The organism is Campylobacter sp. VBCF_04 NA7 (assembly GCF_027737405.1).
GTDB lineage: Bacteria > Campylobacterota > Campylobacteria > Campylobacterales > Campylobacteraceae > Campylobacter_B.
In genome coordinates this window covers 12,959-31,451 of record NZ_JAOVTT010000003.1, presented here as the reverse complement: position 1 = coordinate 31,451, position 18,493 = coordinate 12,959, and the positions used below count along the sequence as shown (strand labels likewise).

The 18,493-nt window shown below is 41.4% G+C and carries 15 protein-coding genes; 9 read left to right on the top strand and 6 right to left on the bottom strand.

Annotated features, from left to right (window positions below):
* Positions 1–76 precede the first annotated feature (76 nt).
* Both OFO00_RS03465 and OFO00_RS03460 read left to right on the top strand, forming a co-directional pair.
* Positions 77–1,486 (top strand): aspartate ammonia-lyase, encoded by a 1,410-nt coding sequence (locus OFO00_RS03465; protein ID WP_270864888.1) that lies wholly within the window; start codon positions 77–79, stop codon positions 1,484–1,486.
* A gap of 70 nt (positions 1,487–1,556) precedes the next feature.
* Positions 1,557–2,900, top strand: a complete 1,344-nt coding sequence (locus tag OFO00_RS03460) for an anaerobic C4-dicarboxylate transporter (protein ID WP_270864887.1) — start codon at positions 1,557–1,559, stop codon at positions 2,898–2,900.
* 50 nt (positions 2,901–2,950) lie between these two features.
* Here the strand turns inward: OFO00_RS03460 and OFO00_RS03455 are convergent, their stop codons facing one another.
* Both OFO00_RS03455 and OFO00_RS03450 read right to left on the bottom strand, forming a co-directional pair.
* Positions 2,951–3,901 carry a hypothetical protein gene (locus tag OFO00_RS03455; RefSeq protein ID WP_270864886.1) on the bottom strand — a complete coding sequence of 317 codons (951 nt, stop codon included), beginning with the start codon at positions 3,899–3,901 and terminating at the stop codon, positions 2,951–2,953.
* Positions 3,898–5,229 (bottom strand): SH3 domain-containing C40 family peptidase, encoded by a 1,332-nt coding sequence (locus OFO00_RS03450; RefSeq protein WP_270864885.1) that lies wholly within the window; start codon positions 5,227–5,229, stop codon positions 3,898–3,900. Before OFO00_RS03450 ends, OFO00_RS03455 begins: the two co-directional genes overlap by 4 nt.
* A gap of 55 nt (positions 5,230–5,284) precedes the next feature.
* Here OFO00_RS03450 and OFO00_RS03445 point away from each other — a divergent pair, with 55 nt between their 5' ends.
* Positions 5,285–6,628: an ATP-dependent DNA helicase gene (locus OFO00_RS03445; RefSeq protein ID WP_270864884.1), complete on the top strand. Its 1,344-nt coding sequence runs from the start codon at positions 5,285–5,287 to the stop codon at positions 6,626–6,628.
* Positions 6,629–7,313: 685 nt separating this feature from the next.
* Here the strand turns inward: OFO00_RS03445 and OFO00_RS03440 are convergent.
* Positions 7,314–8,192, bottom strand: coding sequence for an aminotransferase class IV (locus tag OFO00_RS03440; protein ID WP_270864883.1), 879 nt, complete (start codon positions 8,190–8,192; stop codon positions 7,314–7,316).
* 87 nt (positions 8,193–8,279) lie between these two features.
* On the opposite strand from OFO00_RS03440, the gene OFO00_RS03435 reads away from it, so the two are divergent.
* From OFO00_RS03435 to OFO00_RS03420, 4 genes are all read left to right on the top strand, one after another.
* Positions 8,280–8,783 (top strand): hypothetical protein, encoded by a 504-nt coding sequence (locus OFO00_RS03435; RefSeq protein WP_270858980.1) that lies wholly within the window; start codon positions 8,280–8,282, stop codon positions 8,781–8,783.
* A gap of 83 nt (positions 8,784–8,866) precedes the next feature.
* Positions 8,867–9,187: an ArsR/SmtB family transcription factor gene (locus OFO00_RS03430; protein ID WP_270858981.1), complete on the top strand. Its 321-nt coding sequence runs from the start codon at positions 8,867–8,869 to the stop codon at positions 9,185–9,187.
* 91 nt (positions 9,188–9,278) lie between these two features.
* The gene (locus OFO00_RS03425) at positions 9,279–10,169 is read left to right on the top strand and encodes a radical SAM protein (protein ID WP_270864882.1); all 891 of its coding nucleotides are present in this window, start codon (positions 9,279–9,281) and stop codon (positions 10,167–10,169) included.
* A 41-nt stretch (positions 10,170–10,210) separates the two neighbouring features.
* Entirely contained in the window at positions 10,211–10,417 is a 207-nt protein-coding gene (locus tag OFO00_RS03420) for a hypothetical protein (protein WP_270864881.1), read from the top strand.
* 110 nt (positions 10,418–10,527) lie between these two features.
* On the opposite strand, the gene OFO00_RS03415 is transcribed toward OFO00_RS03420, so the two are convergent.
* Genes OFO00_RS03415 through mltG form a run of 3 tightly spaced genes read right to left on the bottom strand, consistent with a single transcriptional unit; the run spans position 10,528 to position 14,564 of the window.
* Entirely contained in the window at positions 10,528–11,409 is an 882-nt protein-coding gene (locus OFO00_RS03415) for a lactate/malate family dehydrogenase (protein WP_270864880.1), read from the bottom strand.
* The gene (locus tag OFO00_RS03410; protein ID WP_270864879.1) at positions 11,409–13,592 is read right to left on the bottom strand and encodes an NADP-dependent isocitrate dehydrogenase; all 2,184 of its coding nucleotides are present in this window, start codon (positions 13,590–13,592) and stop codon (positions 11,409–11,411) included. Before OFO00_RS03410 ends, OFO00_RS03415 begins: the two co-directional genes overlap by 1 nt.
* 15 nt (positions 13,593–13,607) lie before the next feature.
* Positions 13,608–14,564, bottom strand: a complete 957-nt coding sequence (gene mltG / locus OFO00_RS03405) for an endolytic transglycosylase MltG (RefSeq protein ID WP_270864878.1) — start codon at positions 14,562–14,564, stop codon at positions 13,608–13,610.
* Between the two features lie 107 nt (positions 14,565–14,671).
* Here mltG and OFO00_RS03400 point away from each other — a divergent pair, with 107 nt between their 5' ends.
* Positions 14,672–17,269, top strand: a complete 2,598-nt coding sequence (locus tag OFO00_RS03400) for a YhdP family protein (protein ID WP_270864877.1) — start codon at positions 14,672–14,674, stop codon at positions 17,267–17,269.
* Positions 17,266–18,330, top strand: coding sequence for a tyrosine-type recombinase/integrase (locus tag OFO00_RS03395; protein WP_270864876.1), 1,065 nt, complete (start codon positions 17,266–17,268; stop codon positions 18,328–18,330). The genes OFO00_RS03400 and OFO00_RS03395 overlap by 4 nt, the downstream gene beginning before the upstream one ends.
* Positions 18,331–18,493 lie beyond the last annotated feature (163 nt).

Below are 18,493 nucleotides of genomic sequence, written 5' to 3'. Positions count from 1 at the left end.
ATTTTAACAAAAATTTAAGATTGTTTTTAGGTATTTAATAATACAATCACATAAATTCTTTCAGAAAGGACTAGTGATGGAAACTAGAAAAGAACACGATTTTATAGGTGAGCTTGAAATTCCTAACGACAAATATTATGGCGTTCAGACTTTCAGAGCTTTGGACAACTTCAAAATGACAGGTCGCAAACTTGGCGATTATCCATTTTTTGTAAAAGCATTTGCACAAATCAAAAAAGCAGCAGCACTTTCAAACAAAGAATTGGGCGTTTTAAAACCAGAGATTGCTGACGCGCTTGTAGTTGCTTGCGACAAGGTTATCGCAGGCGAATTCGCAGATCAATTCGTAGTAGATATGATCCAAGGTGGCGCAGGAACTAGCACCAATATGAATGTCAATGAGGTTTTGACAAATGTCGCTCTTGAAATTCAAGGTCATGCCAAAGGCGAATATCAATTTATCCATCCAAACGATCACACAAACCTAGGCCAAAGCACAAACGATACATACCCTAGCTCAATCAAAGTCGCAGCTTACGCTAAACTTACAGATTTGCTAGCTGCTATGGAAGAGCTAAAAGGCGAATTAGAGAAAAAAGCTGAGGCTTTCAAAGATATCATCAAAATGGGTAGAACAGAGCTTGAAGACGCTGTCCCAACTACACTTGGCAACACCTTCCACGCTTTTGCAAGCTACATTAAAAGCGATATAGCAAAAATCAAAGCTGCAAGAGAGTCAATGAGCTTTTTAAATATGGGCGCAACTGCGATCGGCACAGGTATCAACTGCCACCCAGATTATAAATTTGTAGTAGAAAAACACCTAAGCCAAATCACTGGCGTCGAGTTCAAACCAGCTGAGGATTTTATCGCAGCTACACAAGATACAGGCGATTTCGTGCATGTATCTGGCGCACTAAAAACAGCTGCTGTAAGAATCAGCAAAATCATCAACGACTTACGCCTAATGAATTCAGGCCCAAGATGCGGTCTAGGCGAAATCAACCTACCACAAATGCAACCAGGTAGCTCAATCATGCCAGGTAAGGTAAATCCTGTAATTTGCGAAGTTGTAGGTGAGGCATGCTACGAAGTCATCGGCAATGATGTATCTATCATGCTATGCTCTGAAAGAGGCGATTTCGAGCTAAACGCTTTCGAACCAGGCATTGCTTATAATCTATTTAACTCAATCGTAATCTTGGAAAACGCAGTTAAAACACTAAGCGACAAAGCTATCAAAAAACTAACTGCAAATCCAGAAGCTTGCTTAAAATCAGTGCTAAACTCAGTCGGTATCGTAACTGCGTTTAACCCAATTTTAGGTTATGAAAAATCAGCAAGTATCGCAAAAGAAGCTCTCCAAACTGGTAAAGCAGTCGGCGATATCTGCTTAGAGCGCGGTTATTTAACAAAAGAAGAAATTGATAAAATTTTAGATCCTAAAAACATGCTAAATCCTGGCATGAAAAAAACAGGTAAATAAATTTTATCGTGGTAGGTCAAATTTTGACCTACCCTAAATTTAGAGTTTTGAATTTTCAAAGGAGTCTTGCATGGATATTATGCTATTTGTCCAACTGGCCGTATTGCTAGCTGGTATCTACCTAGGCGTTCGCTTAGGCGGCATGGGCGTCGGATACGCCGGCGGTTTAGGTATCGTCGTTATGGCGATTATCGGTATGAAGGTGGAATTCAAAGATATTCCAGTAGATGTTATTTTGATCATCGCATCAGTTATTTCAGCGATTGCTGCTATGCAAGTTGCAGGTGGTTTGGATTATTTGGTTCAAATTGCGTCTAGAATTTTGCGCAAACACCCAAAACAAATCAATATCCTAGCTCCGACTGTTACTTATATGCTAACAATCCTAGCTGGTACTGGTCACACTGCGTTTTCTATGATCCCGGTTATCGTAGAGGTTGCTAAGGGTCAAAACATCAAACCAAGCGCACCACTAGCGCTTTCAGTTGTATCAAGCCAAGTCGCTATTACAGCTTCACCTATTTCAGCTGCGTTCGTAGCTATGACAGGTGTTGTTGAGCCACTAGGTGTAAGCTATCCAAAACTACTTTTCATTTGTATTTCAACAACCTTTGTTGCTATGATTATTACAGCAATTATTGTAAATACATTTTTTAAATTAGATCTTTCATCAGATCCAATCTATCAAGAAAGACTAGCAAAAGGTTTAGTTTCAGAGGTTAAAGTTACAGAATACGCTGAGCCAAAACCATTTGCAAAACGCTCAGTTGCGATTTTTGCTATCGGTGTTTTGATTGTCGTTGCTTACGCTCTTGCTATCTCAAAAAGCGTTGGTTTGGTCGAAAAACCAATCCTATCTCGCGACGCTGCTATTATTAGCTTTATGCTTACAATCGGCTTTTTTATCACAGTTTTGTGCAAAGTCGATACAGGCAAACTATTACAAGCAAACACTTTCCAAAGCGGTATGAGCGCTTGTATCTGCGTCGTAGGTATCGCATGGCTTGGAACTACATTTGTTAATGGCCACATCGATCTTTTCAAAGATGTAGCGAAAAATATCGTTAGCAACTATCCATTTGTTTTAGCTATCGTTTTATATTTTCTAAGTTGCTTGCTATATTCACAAGCTGCAACTACAAAAGTTATGATGCCAGCAGTTGCATTAGCACTTGGTATGACTAGCCCAGAAACAGCTGGACAAGTTTGGGTTTTGATTGCTTCTTTTGCTGCTGTATCAGGTCTTTTCGTATTACCTACATATCCTACGACTTTGGGTGCTATCGCTATGGACGATACAGGCACAACAAGAGTTGGAAAATATGTATTCAATCACAGCTTCTTCATCCCAGGAACTATCATGGTCGCGCTATCAGTAGCGTTAGGCTTCTTAGTAGCTCCTGCCTTAATCTAATACTAATTTCTTGCAGAATTTATTCTGCAAGAAATTTTAAATTTTAAAATTCAGTTCTTTTGAAAAATTTCTTCGAAATTGTAAATTTGCGATAGTATGTATGAGAGCATATCTGGCGTAACATCGAGTTTGTAATCGTATTTGGAAATCAAATTTAACTCCAATGCCAAATCGCTAATTTTAAGATTATCTAAAAGCAAATCAGGCGCGAACAAATCGCCATTAAATTTTACCACGCCCTGCTCCCCCGTGTGAATAAGCGCAAAAAGGCTTTTTAGCTCATCATATGTTTGCACGCTTTCTAGCGCTCCACTTGGCAAAAGCTCGTTATGCGAAGCATAAATCGCGAAAATTATCCTATCGCAAAGCTTATTTAACGCCTCGCTTAGCAAAAGATGATTTAAGCTCTCGTTTTGGATACACATATCCTCGAAAAGCGACATACGAAAAATTTTAAAATTTCGGTAAAGTTTGCTAGAAATGTCTTGTTCGCGATACGCCGTGCGCTCTCTCATCGTCACTGGGATACCAGATTTTAGGGCGTTGTAATTTAGCAGTGCGTAAAATTTGCAAAATTCCAAAAAATCCAAATCTTCAAAATAAAAGCTCTGCCACTGCGCTTCATAATCTAGGTAAAATCGCAAAATTTTTTTATCTGTGATGATGAGATATCTAGCCTCCTCGTGCTCGCCAAGCCTAGCAAACGCCCTTGGAATAACCAAATTTTTATCAGGGTTTGCTTCGTTTAAAATTTCGATTATCCCTATGACCCTGCCCTCATCTATGATATGCGCGCCATAGTCCATAAATTTCATACCCTCATCAGGCAGATATCCCAAACACGCCCCAAAAAGCCCTAGCAAATACTCATCGTTTTTGCGTATCGCGCCAGCCTTTTTGTAAAATTCACAAAACCGCTCCCACGCGATATTTAAATGAAGTCTATCAATATGGGTTTGGGCTTCGATTAAAAGATTGTCGTTGTAAAGTTTCGATCTCATTTTTCTAGTCCAAAAAGTTCTCGTATGCTAACCCCGTCATCTTCGCTAAGCACGCTAAATGCGCTAATACGCGAGATTAGCAATCTATCTTCTGCGATATCAGCCCTATCCTCGCCTATGCTTAGCGAGGTAATCGCCGTTTTGCCAATCACCGCGCGCTCTTTATTCATGCGCCTTAGCCCCCAGACATTGTGAAGCACGGCTGGTGCGCCCTCTATCTCGCCTACATAGAGCATTACATGACCTGGCATATAAATCACGCTCGCATAAGGTTTGGCGTGTGTTTTGATCAAATTTAGCTTCTCGCTCGCACTCAAATTTGCTAGCGAAAATGTCCTTCCGCGCTTTGATTGCGCCTTTGAATTCCTTGGGAGCCAAAGCCCAAAATTCGCCAAAAAATCCTTTGTCAGTAGCGAGCAATCGCGCAGCAGTTTGTATCCGCCCCAGCCATATTTTTGCCCTATCAGACTTGCGCTGATTAGTTTTGCGTTTTCACTATTTAGCTCAGCTGGCCAAATTCTAGCAAATTTATCCTCCACAAAATACGCTCTCACGCCCTCTTTGCTAATCATCTTGCCACCATATAGCCCGCCACCAGCGAAATCATACGGCAAAATCGTCCCCGTGCGCGCTCTAAAAATTTCACGCCTATTCTCGTCAAAAATCGGCGCATTATCCTGCAAAATCGCTATAAATTTCGAATTTTTATACGCACTAGCGCCGTTTATCCCCATTTCTTGGATATCGCTAGCCCTCACCCAGCCCCACACGCCGTCATTTTGCACGAACGCCCAGACGCCGTCTTTGCTAAAATGCGAGATAAAAAGCGGATATCCCACGCCAAGAGCTGAATTTGCCGCATAATCAAAAGGCTCGCCCTCGCCCGGCTCGCTAGGATCGCCGAAAATCGGCATATCGCTTGGAATATTTCGCAAAAGCGTGTTTTTTATGGTGATTGCTGGGGTATTTACGCTACCAAGGGCTTTTTTGTTCGCATTTTCGTGCATGGCATCATACACAGCTTGCGGGTAAATGTTTCCCCCTAGATCAAAATGCCTGCCCTTAGCGTAGTTTAGCCCCCAAAATGCGTCCTTTGGGCTAGCGGTGATTTTTTCAGCGTCCCAAACGCGAAAATATCTTTCCCTGAAATTCTCCCCGCTTGCTACGCTTTGGGCGCTTACAGGTGGCAAAATTTCCGCACTTTGCTCGAATTCTAACGCCAAAACCTCTGGATTTTCGGGGATAAATTTGGATTTTTGTGGCGCGTGTGAGGCACAACCAGCCAAAATCCACATAAATGTTATAAATATTAAAATTTGCCTTCTCAAAACTGCTACCTTTAAAAATTTTTGGCTATAATTTTGCCAAAAAACAGGATAAAATTTGATTAATTTCGTATCACAAAAGCTCAAATCACAAAATGTATTTATCACAGGCGGTGGCGGTGTAGGCAAAAGCTATGTCGTCAAAGGCGTCATCGAAAAGTTTCGCACTCACGGCAAAATCGTTATCGTGCTAGGCTCAACCGGCATTAGTGCCGTAGAAATCGGCGGTGTAACCTTGCATAGTTTTTTTAAATTTGGCATTAGCAAAAATTTTGAAGAGCTAAAAAAATTAGACCGCTCGCAAAAAGCCAAAATAACCGAACTCAACAAAATTCTCGCAATTACTGATTTAATCGTGCTTGATGAGATTTCAATGGTCGGCGCTGATGTCTTTGAGATGATCGAATACCGCCTCGTAAAGTCCAAATTTAGCGGTCATTTGCTAGTAACGGGCGATTTTTATCAACTCCCGCCAGTCGTCAAAAAAGACGAGCTAAGTGCTAGCAAACAAGGCTCGCTTTTGCGTATGAGCGAGTATGCCTTTGGCACGCACGCATGGGAGACGATGCAGTTTTTCTACATAGAAATGCTAGGTTCTAAGCGCACGGATGATGAGAGTTTGTATGAAATTTTATCGCAAATCAGGCTTGGCAAAATCAGCGAAAATTTAGCCAAATTTTTGGCGAATTTAATCACTCCGCGTGAGAGTTTAGATGATGATGCGACCATAATCTCTGGGCGAAATGCCGAGGTCGATGCGATAAACGAAGCTAAGCTAGCCGCGCTAGATTCGAGGCTGTATCTATGCGAGGGGCTGTGCGAAATCCACGAAAACTCTTACGATGATAATAAAATTTCAAAATGGCTAAATTCGCTAAATTTGAGCCAATCCCTGCGCCTAAAAGTCGGCGCAAAAGTGCTTTTTACGATGAATAAATCAGGCGAGTTTTACAACGGCGAAAGTGGCGTGGTAGAAAATATCGAGCTAAACGGCTTTGGCGAAATTGAATCTATCGTAGTGCGCAAAAAATCAGGCGCCTTCGTGCGAGTCGAGCGCGCGGGGTATGATTACAGCGAGATTAGAGCGGACGAGGACGAGGCGAGCGATTTTTTAATCGCGCGGTATTATCAATTCCCGCTAAAACTCGCCTACGCGATCACAATCCACAAATCCCAAGGCATGAGTATCGAAAACCTAGCCTGCGATATAGATAGGATTTTTGCCAACGGCCAACTCTATGTCGCGCTCTCACGCGCCACGAGCCTAAATGGCTTAAAAATCCTCTACACGCGCAAAGAAGGTCTTTACGCCTACCTTTCGCGCATAGTCAAAATCGACAAAGCCGTGGTGAAATTTTACGAAGAAAATGAATTTTTTAAAATTTATAATCAAATTTTGTGAAATTTTGCATTAGATTTATTGTTTTAATCTTTATGGTGGGCAAGGATACCCCCGCCCTACGAGACTAAATTCAAAAATAGCTTCTTTTACTATTTCGTTGATATCATATACAAATAAACTAAAATATTCACTATTACAATTCCAAATAGATAAAAAACAGGTTTATAAATATGAACTTGCGATATTCCGTAACTAGCGACATAGCCACAATAATAGCAATATGAAATTATAAAACTTAACCACATAAAAAGCATGGTAATTTTTAATAACTTTATGAGTATTTTTTTGTATGCAACTCGTTTAAAAAATGCAGAAATTAAAATTCCAAACAATGAAATTATCATCAAAAACCATGTGAAAAAAACAAATAAAATAACCTGAAACGGCATATATAAAAATAATTCGTATGGGATTATATAGCCTAAAATCATCTCTACAATATCTAACATAGTTTTTCCTTGAAATCCAAATTTTAAGCACCGTAGAGCGGAGATACTTGCTTGTCGATATGCCAAACAAGAATTTCTGCCACGCCAAATCAAACAAAATCAAAAAGCAAAATTCCAGGTGCAGTATTTCTGGGTTGCGAAGCGAAATTTTAGAATTTTGAATTTTAAAAATTTGATTAAATTTGCCAAATTTTGCCCAAATTTAAAGAAAATTCGAGCAAAATTTCAAAGCAAAATTATAAAAGCCCAGCTTGTTCTTTTAGGTGTTTGGCGTAACGCTCGCGAATTAGCGGGGTAAATTTGCCGATTTTACCGCCATTTATCGGCTTGCCGTCGGCTTTGATGACAGGGATCGCCATCAAAGAAGCTGCGCTGATGAAAACCTCGTCTGCGCCATAGACTTCCTCCATGCTAAACGCCCTTTGCTCGACTTTTAGCCCAAGCTCGCCCGCAAAGCCCAAAATCACCTTGCGTCTAATGCCCGGCAAAATGTCGTGCGATAGCGGCCTAGTAATCAAAACGCCGTCTTTTATGATAAACGCACTCGAACTCGAACACTCAGTCACCAAGCCGTCTTCTACCAAAAAGCACTCGAAAGCCCCAGCCTTGTGCGCTAGGTGCTTTGAGATACACTGCGCTAGAAGCGAGATTGATTTGATATCGCGTCTATGCCAGCGAATCTCAGGCAGGCTTACGATTTCGATACCTTTGGTGCCAAGAGGATTATCGAAAATCACTTTCGAAAAGGCATAGGCAAACACGGTCGGCTTCGTATCAGTATAGTCGAAGTCCCTAAACGCCGCACCACGGGTGATTTGCGTATAAACCACACCCTCTTTGACGCCGTTTTTAGCGATGACTTCGTTTAAAAACGCCTCGTATTCTTCGTGAGTATATGGGATTTTAAGCTCGATTTGTGCGACAGAATTTTCAAATCTCTCCCAGAAATCGGCTTTATCGCAAATTTTGCCATTTATCACAGGCGCAGCTTCATAAATGCCGTCCCCTAGCATGAAACCGCGATCAAATGGGCTTATCGCAGCGTCTTTGGCGCGCACGATTTCGCCATTGATATAGACAAAATCATCGTTATTCATATTAGCTATCTCAAACATTACGCTCTCCTTAAATTTAAAAGGTGATTTTATCTTATAAAAATTAAAATTCAGATATAATGGCACCAAATTTGACAAGGAAAAAAGATGAATAAAAACTGCAAAGACAAAATTTTAAATATTATGTTTCATATCTCGGATAAACCTGTGCTTTTCCGCGATTTGTTGGAGGCAAACGCTGAGTTTAACGACGGTATGCTAGTAGATCCCGCTAAGCTAAATTTCAGATTTAATTATGGTCGTTCGTATGCGATTTTTGGGACATTTGCCTTTGTTTTTGTGATGTTTGCCATAGGCATTACTCACCTGCTTTTTACCAAAATCGACTTTCACTTTTCCATACTTTTTACCATTTTGCTGACCTCTGCTGTCTTTATCGGATTTGACTGCTTTAAAGCATGGGGGCGCAAGGAAATCACTAAAAATTTAATCCAAAAAGCTTGGGCAAATCACTTTTTGTATTTTCCATACGAAAAATACTCCAAACCTGTCGAAAAAATCTACAACGAAGCCCTTAAAAACGATATCGCCAAACGAGATTTAGAACAATATGTCCTAAATAAAATAGTCGAAATCAACCCAGAAGAATAAAATTTTAAAATTTGAGCTATTTTGATATATTGACAATTATCGAAATGTATGATAAAATCTCGCAATTTTAAAAAAGGTAAAAAATGAAAATTGATGTAATTGAAATTTGCAAAGCTCTAAACAACGAAACTAGACTAAATATCCTTAACTGGCTCAAAAACCCAGACGCGAATTTCCCGCCACAAGGCAGTTCGCTTGGCGAAGTAGTCGATCTAAAAGGTGGCGTGTGCGTCAGCAGTATCCAAGAAAAGGCAGGTCTGTCGCCCTCTACCGTATCAAACTACCTCGATATGCTCCAAAGAGCTGGGCTTTTGCTCTGCGAAAGACACGGCAAATGGACATATTATCGCAGAAATGAAGAGGCGATAAAAGAGCTAGCTAGCTATATAATCAAAGAGTTGTAACCCAAATTTTATAAATTTTCAAATTTTACTTTTTTTAAATTTACATTTCTAAAATCATAAAAATATCGAATTTTAAAAATAAGGAGAAAAAATGAACTACAACGGCACAATCTACCGCCCACCAGTGGAGGCAAACACCCTTTTACTCCCCATTACTGAGGGCTGTTCGCACAATTCTTGCTCGTATTGCAATATGTATGCAAATGTGAAATTTCGTATGCTAAGCCTTTCAGAAGTCGAGGAATTTTTAGCCGAAATCACCAAATTTCACGGCTCATACGCAAGGGAAGCTACGCGCATTTACCTAGTAGGTGGCGATCCATTTGCGCTAGGAACGAAAAAACTTTTAGCACGAATCGAGCTAATCAAAAAATATTTGCCAAATATCAAAACTATCACAATGTATGCTAGGATCGATAATATCGCCGCCAAAAGCGACGAGGAATTAATCGCGCTAAAAGAGGCTGGCGTAGATGATTTATACATCGGCATAGAAAGCGGTCTTAACGCCGTAATGCGAAATTTAGGCAAAGGTTACGACGCAGATGATAGCAAAACTCAGTGCCTAAGGCTAAATAAAATCGGCATTTCGCATTGTGATTTGCTTATGCTTGGCACGGCTGGACGCGGCATGGCGAGTGAGTCTGCACGGGCAATGGCGAGGTTAGAAAACGAAATCAGACCAAGCAAAATTTTGCTAAACACAATGACCGCGTTTAGGGACACGAGGCTAAATGAGCAAATTTTAAACGGCGAATTTATCCCAGCCAGCGAAAAAGAAATTTTAGAAGAAGAGCGCGAGTTTATCGCAAATTTGGAGCTTGAAGGCACATATTTTTGGGCATTGCACCCGTTTGATAGCGTGAGAATTGACGGCATGCTTAACACTCACAAAGAAAAAATGCTAAGCAAACTAGACTTTGCAATCAAAACTATCGGCGAGAAAAATTTAAGCAGAGTGTCGATTGACGGAAGATTATAAAGGAGATACCAAGCGTTTTTGGCGCACCAAAACGGATATTTTTGCAGGGCGCGGACGGCTTTGCGGCTAGTTACGATACACTAATGAGAGTCGCCGAACTGCTTCACAAATATGTCCCAAGCGTGGAAAGTATCGGCGGATACGCTAGAATAGATAATTTCTACGACAAAAGCGCCGAGCAGATTCGAAATTTAGCCGCCGCAGGGTTTGCAGACCCATACAAAAGAAAATTTGCTAGCTTACATTAAAGAATTTATGCAAAACAGCGATGAAAAAAAGCTTAGCCAGTATCGCAAAATGATAGTTAGGGCGTTTTGAAATTTAGGCAAATTTGCGTTTTTGCAAATTTGCCACGAATTTAAAATTCAAGCTCTCTTATACTTTGCCCCATTTTGTTGTATTTTTTCTTAAATTCCAACGGATACTCGAATTCTAGGGGTGTCGCGCCGTTTTTGCCGATACTCACAAACCTGCCAAATGGCACGCCATTTTCATCTACCACAGAGCAAATTAGGGTTTTGTTATCATCTGCGATTATGCTTTTTATGATTTTTACGATCCCGCCAGCAGGGGCAAAATACGCCGAAGTGCCAAGCAGACTAACGACGGTTTTCCCGCTATTTAGTGTATTTTGCGAGGCAGTGTTTAAATCAGCGGGTGAAATTTCGGCATTTATCTCGTCCTTTAAAATCACCATTTCATCGTTGTGAGTGCCTACCACTGGGGCATTTAGAGCCGAAATTTTATCTCTGCTAAATTTCGCAATCTCAAATTTCAGCCTCGCACTATCTAGCTCGCCAGCCATGCCGATAACGCGACTAGGGGCAAAATTGCTTGCTTTTTGCGCGCACAAAACCATTAAATCAAGCGGATTTGTTACGATGATGATTATCGCATTAGGGGCGAATTTAGCTGTGTTCCTCGCGCACTCGCTCACGATTTTGGCATTTGCTCTTAGCAAATCTTCCCTGCTTTGACCCTCTTTTCTAGTTAGCCCAGCCGTGATTACGACGATATCTGCGCTCTTTAAAAGCTCCGGTTTGCTTCCAGCGCACACTTTCATATCACACTCGCAAAGGCTCGCTAAATGCGCCAAATCCAGCGCCTTACCGCGCGCGATATTTTCTGCGATATCCACAAGCGCGATTTCGCTGATAGATTTGGCTAAATTTTCATTTACAATCACATTGTTTGCGACATTTGCGCCGATATTTCCAGCTCCGATTATTGCTATTTTCATTAAATTTCCTCTATGATTTTGTTTAAAATTTTGCTTGGGCGCATGATTTTTTGCATTTTGTCAAATTCTAGCATAAAATATCCGCCAAAATCCACGCCTTTGCCCTGCCCTGCGTTTAATTCATCTAAAATTTGCGCCTCGTTTTCGCTAAATTTTGCATAAATTTGCTCGAATTTTGGCTCGAATTTTGCCAATTCTTCCGCCCAAAATTTAGCCAAAAAATAGTGGCTTGCGCGAATATCATTTTGCCCTACTTCGCGGCTTGGGGATTTTGCTTCATTTAAATATCTAAAAATAGCCGCATTTAGCGCATTTGCTAGGATTTTTGCCTTTTTGTTTTGCTCTTTTTGCGCTACAAATTCCAGCGCCTCACACAGCGCCATAAACTCGCCCAGACTATCCCAGCTAAGGTGATTTTGCTCTCTCATCATAGCCACCAAATCCGGCGCAGTCCCACCAGCACCCGTCTCAAACATCGCTCCACCCTCCAAAAGTGGCACGATTGAGAGCATTTTCGCGCTACTTCCAAGCTCCAAAATCGGGTATAAATCGGTCAAATAATCGCGCAAAATATTGCCCGTAGCGCTTATGACATTTTGTCCGCTTCGAATAATCTCGTTTGTCTTAATTACAGCTTCATACGGATCTAAAATTTCAAAATTTGCGCCCCTAAATTCGGCATTTTGAGCGATTTGGCTTAGCAAAATTTCTTTTATATTTCTATCGTGCGCCCTAGCCTCATCTAACCAAAAAATCAGCTTCTCGCCACTGATTTTAGCGCGCGAAAACGCCAAATTTACCCAATTTTTAATTGCTTTTTCTTTGGTTTGCGTCATGCGAAAAATATCGCCTTTTTGCAAATCATACGCAAAAACCACCTCGCCATTTTCGCTTACAACCTCGATACGCCCGTCATTTTCCATGATAAAGGTCTTATCGTGTGAGCCGTATTCTTCGGCTTTTTGCGCCATTAATCCCACATTTGCCACGGCCCCGATTTTAGCAGGGTCCAAAAACCCATGCGCCCTCAAATCCTCAATCATCGCCTCGTAAATTTTAGCGTAGCTTCTATCAGGGATCGCCGCCATTGCTTCGCGCATTTGCCCACTTTTGGTGCGTAGCTTCCCGCCGTTTCGTATCATCGCAGGCATTGAGGCGTCGATTATCACCAAATTTGGCATATCGAAATTTGTCGTATTTTCGTCGATATGATAAATTTCTGGCAAATTCGCAAACGCTTCATCAAATTTAGCCTTAATTTGGGCGAAATTTGGCAAATTTTTTATTTTTTCAAAGACTCCTTTTAGCCCGTCGTTTGCATTTATGCCAAGACTTTTAAACTCGTCTTTAAATTCAGCGAAAACTCCCCCAAATAGCACGCTCACAAATCGTCCGAAAATCACAGGATCGCTTACCTTCATCATCGTAGCCTTCAAATGCGCGCTATACACTAGCCCTTTTTGCTTCGCCATTTGCGCGCTAGCGGCGATAAAATTACCAAGCTCACTCACGCTCATAAACGCGCTATCCACGACCTCGCCAGCTTCGATTTTTAGGGTTTTTAGGCAGGTTTTCTCTCCACTAGCACAAGTGAAATTTATGCTTAAATTTGCACCATTAGCGAAAATTTTCGATTTCTCAGAAGCGTAAAAATCGCCCCCGCTCATGCTTGCCACGCAGGTTTGCTCGCTCCCGCTCCACTGGGCACTCCACACAGGATTTGCCCTAGCGTAGTCTTTGACGCTTTTTGCGGCGCGTCTGTCTGAGTTGCCCTCACGAAGGACTGGATTTACCGCGCTTCCTAGCACCTTTGCATAGCGGGCTTTGATAGATTTTTCCTCATCGCTTTGCGCGTTATCTGGGTAGTTTGGCAAAGCATAACCCTTCGCTTGAAGCTCGCTAATGCAGGCTTTTAGCTGTGGAAGCGAGGCTGAAATATTTGGTAGTTTTATGATGTTTGCGTCGCTACTTTTGGTCAAATTTGCCAAAAACGCCAAATCATCGCTAGTTTTTTGCTCATCGCTTAAATACTCGCTAAAATTCGTCAAAACCCTGCTAGCAAGCGAAATATCAGCCGTTTTTACCTCGATATTTTCCGAGCGCAAAAACGCCCTAATTATCGGTAGTAGCGAGTGTGTGGCTATGGCTGGGGATTCGTCCGTGTAAGTGTAGTAAATCGCCATAATCTCTCCTTTTTGTTATTTTGCATTTCGTGCGGCTCTGACATTGCGCTCGTGCTCGGCCTGCGATTTAGCGAAATCGTGCAAGCCTGTTTTTTTATTTCGCATGAAATATAAAAATTCAGTGCTTGCTGGCGCAAAGACCGCTTTTATCGCGTTTGGCGAGACCACACACACAGGCTCGTGTGGCAGTCCGTCGTTTAGGTATGTGTTGTAGTGGCTAGTATCGGTGCGAATACGCGCTGGCGTAACCCTAGTGTGCGAATACAGCCCGTAATTTAGCGTGCCGTCCATTTGAAGTCGCATGCCGATTTTTAGGCGGTTTTCAATCACTGAGGCTACGATTGGCATTTCATCAGCGTTTGCGGCCTCTTTTTGTATAATCGAAGCCTTGATTAGCGCCTCTTTATAGGCTGTATCGTTGCAATCGGCGCAGTGTTTTTCTCTAAATTCGGCGTGAAATTTATTCGCACTCGCACTTAAAATTTTAATGATATTTTTTTCGTTTTCGTTTTTATTAATTTTATAGGTTTCAGGCACCAAAAATCCCTCGTAAAACGGCGCAGTTGCGTTGTATTCGCTCTCTAAAATTTCAAAACTTAACGCACGGGATTTGGCTAAATTTTGCAAAAATACTATCGTGGTCTCGCCAGGAATCAGCTTGATTTCGTTCATCACAGGCTTTGCGTGAGCTAGCTCGTATAAAAATCTATATTTTGGTAAATTTTCCGCGCTAAGCTCCAATTCACCGGTTTTTGCGCCACCATAAAGCGAGAGAAGTCTAGCGTGAGTCTTGCCAAATCTCGCCCCAGTCCCCAGCGAAGATAAAATTTTTACCGCGCTTCCTTGGCCTACTGCGACGATTTTTGGATTTTGCGCGCTTTGGTGAAAATCCCAGAAAATAACTGCTACGAAAATTAGTAAAATTTCAACTACAAAAGATAAAAAACGGATAAGCCTGCCCAAAGATTGCATAATTTTCCTTAATCAAATTTTGCGAAATTATACGAAAATAAGCCCAAATTTTGCCTAAATTTTATATTATACGCACAAATTTATTTAGCCAAAAGTTTGGAGAGCGTGTGATACGAAAGATAATCTACGGATTTTTTACCATTTTGCTTTTACTTTTTATGAGTGGAATTATCTTTATAAAAATAGGGGTAAAAATCGATAAATTTGAGAATAAATTCGTCAAAATCGAGGGATTTTTTTTAAAGCTTGAAAACAATCTAATCTTGCGCGTAAAAGATCTGCAAATCAACAAAAAAGAGCTCTCAAACGCAAATCCTACGCCAAAAACCCCAGCCGAGCTTAGGGAAAAAAACGAAAAACTCATCGAATATAGCAAGAAATTTACCCTTGCGATGAAATTTTTCGAGGAAATTAATATCCAAAATTTACGCATTGGCGAGGATAAAATCGAGGTTTTATACCACGATGATATATTTTTCATCGACACTCGCTATTTTCGTATAAACGCAGGCCTTAGCCAGCTTAGCAACGGACTAAAAGTAAGCGTAAATGAAATCTCACTCAAAGATTTCAACGCCACGCTTAAAGGCGAGGCTAGCGCGAATTTCAAATCTAGCATTTATGATTTTAACGGCACATTTGCTTCGCATGAAATCTCAGGCAAAATTTCTGCGCTAAATATAGGCTCGAATTTGAGCTTAGAGGTTTCAAACGCCCACGCCACGAGTCTAAAACGCTTTATGGACGAGCTTGGCGCGCTCACAGGCCTTAATCCTCACGCCAAAGAGTGGATTTATGGGCTGGTCGTAGCGCAGAAATACTACATCGACACCCTAAAAATCGCCATTGATTTAGATGATCCCCACGCCGATGAGAAGCGCATTTTCGCAAGAGCCAGTGCGCAGGATTTAAATGTGAGCTTCGCTAGCACCGTTTCGCCAGTTATCGCTGATTGCGCTGATATCACGCTAGAAGATGGCACCCTAGATATCGCTATCGGCAATCCGACCTTTAATGGCATTAGCCTTGATGGCTCTGGGGTAAAAATCAAGCAAATTTTTAGCGGAGAGCCGATTGTCGCGCTTGATTTGCGCACCAAAGAAAATATCGGCAAGGATTTGATTGATATTTTAGCATTTTATGGCATAAATGAGCCAGTATATGTCAGCAAGGCCGAGCAAATCGACGCACGAGTGCTAATCGACATCGACCCAGTGCATGAAAGCGCAGCCGTAGATGCAAATGTGAGCCTAAAAAACGGCGAAATTATGATTTCAAAGGCGAAATTTAAAAGCTCGCATGCTAGCGTGCATATCACGGAGAAAAAGCTTGATATCAAAAACTCAAATCTAAGCAATGAAATTTTCAACGCCACGGCTGACGGGACTATTGATTTTACCACGCGAAAGGCTAAATTTAGTGGCGAGATAAAAAGCTTTAATATCACGGCTGGGGATAATGAAATTTTAAAATTCTCAAATGTCAAAGACAATCTCACACTCGATTTTAGCGGGACTGCGCCGATTTTGCACTCGCAGTTTTTAGGTGCGGATATGAGATTTGGCGATAAAATCGACATAAATGTAGCCGAGATAAAAGATCTAATAAATTTTTCCAAAACCCTCAAAACTATCGGAATCACGGGCGGTGATGCGCACATTAGCACGGCTGATTTTTCAAATTTCACAATTACTAGCAAAAATTTGAAATTTGACTTTGGTTTGATAGAAAAAAATGGCAGGTATTACAATAGCGACAGCCTAAATTTAAAGGTCGCAGGAAGCTCGCTAAATGGCGCTACGGGCAATGGCAAACTAAGTTTTAGTAGTGGCAAGGCTGGCACAAATATCACGCTCAAAGACCTCGATATCATGATAAATACTAGCGTCCAAACCAGCGAATTTAACTCAGGCTCGAATTCTGCGCGCTCTAAATTTAACTTTTCTGGCACAAATTCATCTGTGATTTTAACCGATATGAACAAAACTATCGACTTGGTGTCGTATTCAGGCTCGCTTTCTGGCAAGGATATGAACCTAAACGCGAAATTCAAGCAAGGCGATTTTAAGCTAATTTTCAAAAAAAGCCTATTTCAAATTTTCGCGCAAAATATCAGTGGCAGGGAGCTGAATCAAATCATCGGCTCGCAAAGCTTCGATAGCGGAAAATTCACGCTCAAAGCCAGCGGAATCGATCCGAGAAACTATCGAGGGGAGATTTTGGTCGAAAATACATTTTTGAAAGATTATATCGTCTATCAAAAACTCCTTAGCTTCCTAAACTCCGTCCCCTCTCTACTTGCCTTTAAAACGCCAGATTTTAATGACCGCGGATTTAGCGTGAAAAACGGCAAAATTTACTTCCGCCGCAGCGAGGATAAAATTTATCTAAACGCAATGCAGTTTGAGGGCACGAGCGCAGATATCGCAGGAAACGGCGAAGTAAATCTAAAATCAGGCGCGCTAAATATTGATTTGGAGCTAAAATATCTCAAAGACGCAAGCTCGATAATCTCGAAAATCCCGCTTTTAAATCAAATAATCTTGGGCGAGGATAAGACAATCTCGACTATCATCGAAATTCGTGGCACTATGAGCAAGCCGACCTACTCCACAGCCGTTACAACAGATGTTTTAAAAACCCCATATAATCTCATCAAAAACACGCTAATGTTGCCGTTTGTGATATTTAAGGACGAGAAATGAAACAACCCCTAGACGCCAAAGAAAATTTCGCCTCTTCGCTACTTTTTTGGATGGCCAAATTCGTCAGGTATAAGCTAAGCTCGCTTTCAAACAAAGAGCTTAAAAACGAAGAGCTGTTTAGCAAAACCATAATGGCACTAGCCAAAAATGTCCCAAATATAGGGGCTCTCTCAACCCTAGCCAAAGACGCTAGAAACGCAGGGCTAACGGGCATTAATACATATTTCAACCCGCTTTTTAAGCTCTATAACGCGCTTTTATCCTACGAGCTAGAAAGCATGAAAAATATCGACGAAGAGCTTTTAAGCGAGGTTTTGGCCTCTATCACGGGAGGGCTTAGCGATGCGAGTAAAAAAAACTACCGAATCGCCGTGATAAACTTTTTTGGCTTCATCGACCGTCAAAACGAAACTAATGGCGCCTCGCACAACTACGGAATAGAGCTTAAAAGCTGGGGTGGCGTGAGCGGAAATCGTGGCGTGAAACTGCCTGAATTTTTAAGCGAAGATGAAATTTCAAAATTTATCGGCGCGATAAATAGTGCGGATTTTAAGAAATTTACCCATAGAAATCGCCTTATTTTAAAGATGATTATCTACACAGGAATCCGTGTGGGAGAGGCGATAAACCTGCGCCGCAAGGATATCAGTGAAGACGGAGATTTGTATATATTGCGGATACGAGGCAAGGGAAATAAATACCGCGTCGTAATGATAAAAAAGCGCCTTATCCAGGGCGATTTGGACGCTTTGGAAACGAATTTTGCAAACAAAGATGATTATGTCTTTACCAACAAAAAAGGCTCGGCGCTCACACAGGCTTATATCAGCAGAATCGTAGAAAAACTGCTTTTAAGCGTAGGAATTCGAAAGAAAAAAAACGGCGCGCACATGCTACGCCACACCTTCGCGACCATGCTTTACAAACGCGAAAAAGATTTGGTGCTAGTCCAAGAAGCCCTAGGGCATGCGAGCCTGAATACCTCGCGCATTTACACGCATTTTGACAACGAAAAACTCCGCCTAGCCGCAATGGTAGCGGAGGACTTTTCTGGTGAGTGAAATTTGGCATGAAATTTGCGGAATTTAAGCGTGAAATTTTGAAAATTTTTTGATTTGTCATTGCGAGGAGCAAAGCGACGAAGCAATCTGTGAGCCTGAAATTACTTACGCTAAATTTGCTGTCATTGCGAGGCGAGTATCGTCGAAGCAATCCAGGGAAATT

Coding starts and splice junctions, on each gene's coding strand:
- OFO00_RS03465 (WP_270864888.1), top strand. CDS start 77: ATGGAAACTAGAAAAGAACACGATTTTATAGGTGAGCTTGAAATTCCT.
- OFO00_RS03460 (WP_270864887.1), top strand. CDS start 1,557: ATGGATATTATGCTATTTGTCCAACTGGCCGTATTGCTAGCTGGTATC.
- OFO00_RS03455 (WP_270864886.1), bottom strand. CDS start 3,901: ATGAGATCGAAACTTTACAACGACAATCTTTTAATCGAAGCCCAAACC.
- OFO00_RS03440 (WP_270864883.1), bottom strand. CDS start 8,192: ATGTTTGAGATAGCTAATATGAATAACGATGATTTTGTCTATATCAAT.
- OFO00_RS03435 (WP_270858980.1), top strand. CDS start 8,280: ATGAATAAAAACTGCAAAGACAAAATTTTAAATATTATGTTTCATATC.
- OFO00_RS03430 (WP_270858981.1), top strand. CDS start 8,867: ATGAAAATTGATGTAATTGAAATTTGCAAAGCTCTAAACAACGAAACT.
- OFO00_RS03425 (WP_270864882.1), top strand. CDS start 9,279: ATGAACTACAACGGCACAATCTACCGCCCACCAGTGGAGGCAAACACC.
- OFO00_RS03415 (WP_270864880.1), bottom strand. CDS start 11,409: ATGAAAATAGCAATAATCGGAGCTGGAAATATCGGCGCAAATGTCGCA.
- OFO00_RS03410 (WP_270864879.1), bottom strand. CDS start 13,592: ATGGCGATTTACTACACTTACACGGACGAATCCCCAGCCATAGCCACA.
- mltG (WP_270864878.1), bottom strand. CDS start 14,564: ATGCAATCTTTGGGCAGGCTTATCCGTTTTTTATCTTTTGTAGTTGAA.
- OFO00_RS03395 (WP_270864876.1), top strand. CDS start 17,266: ATGAAACAACCCCTAGACGCCAAAGAAAATTTCGCCTCTTCGCTACTT.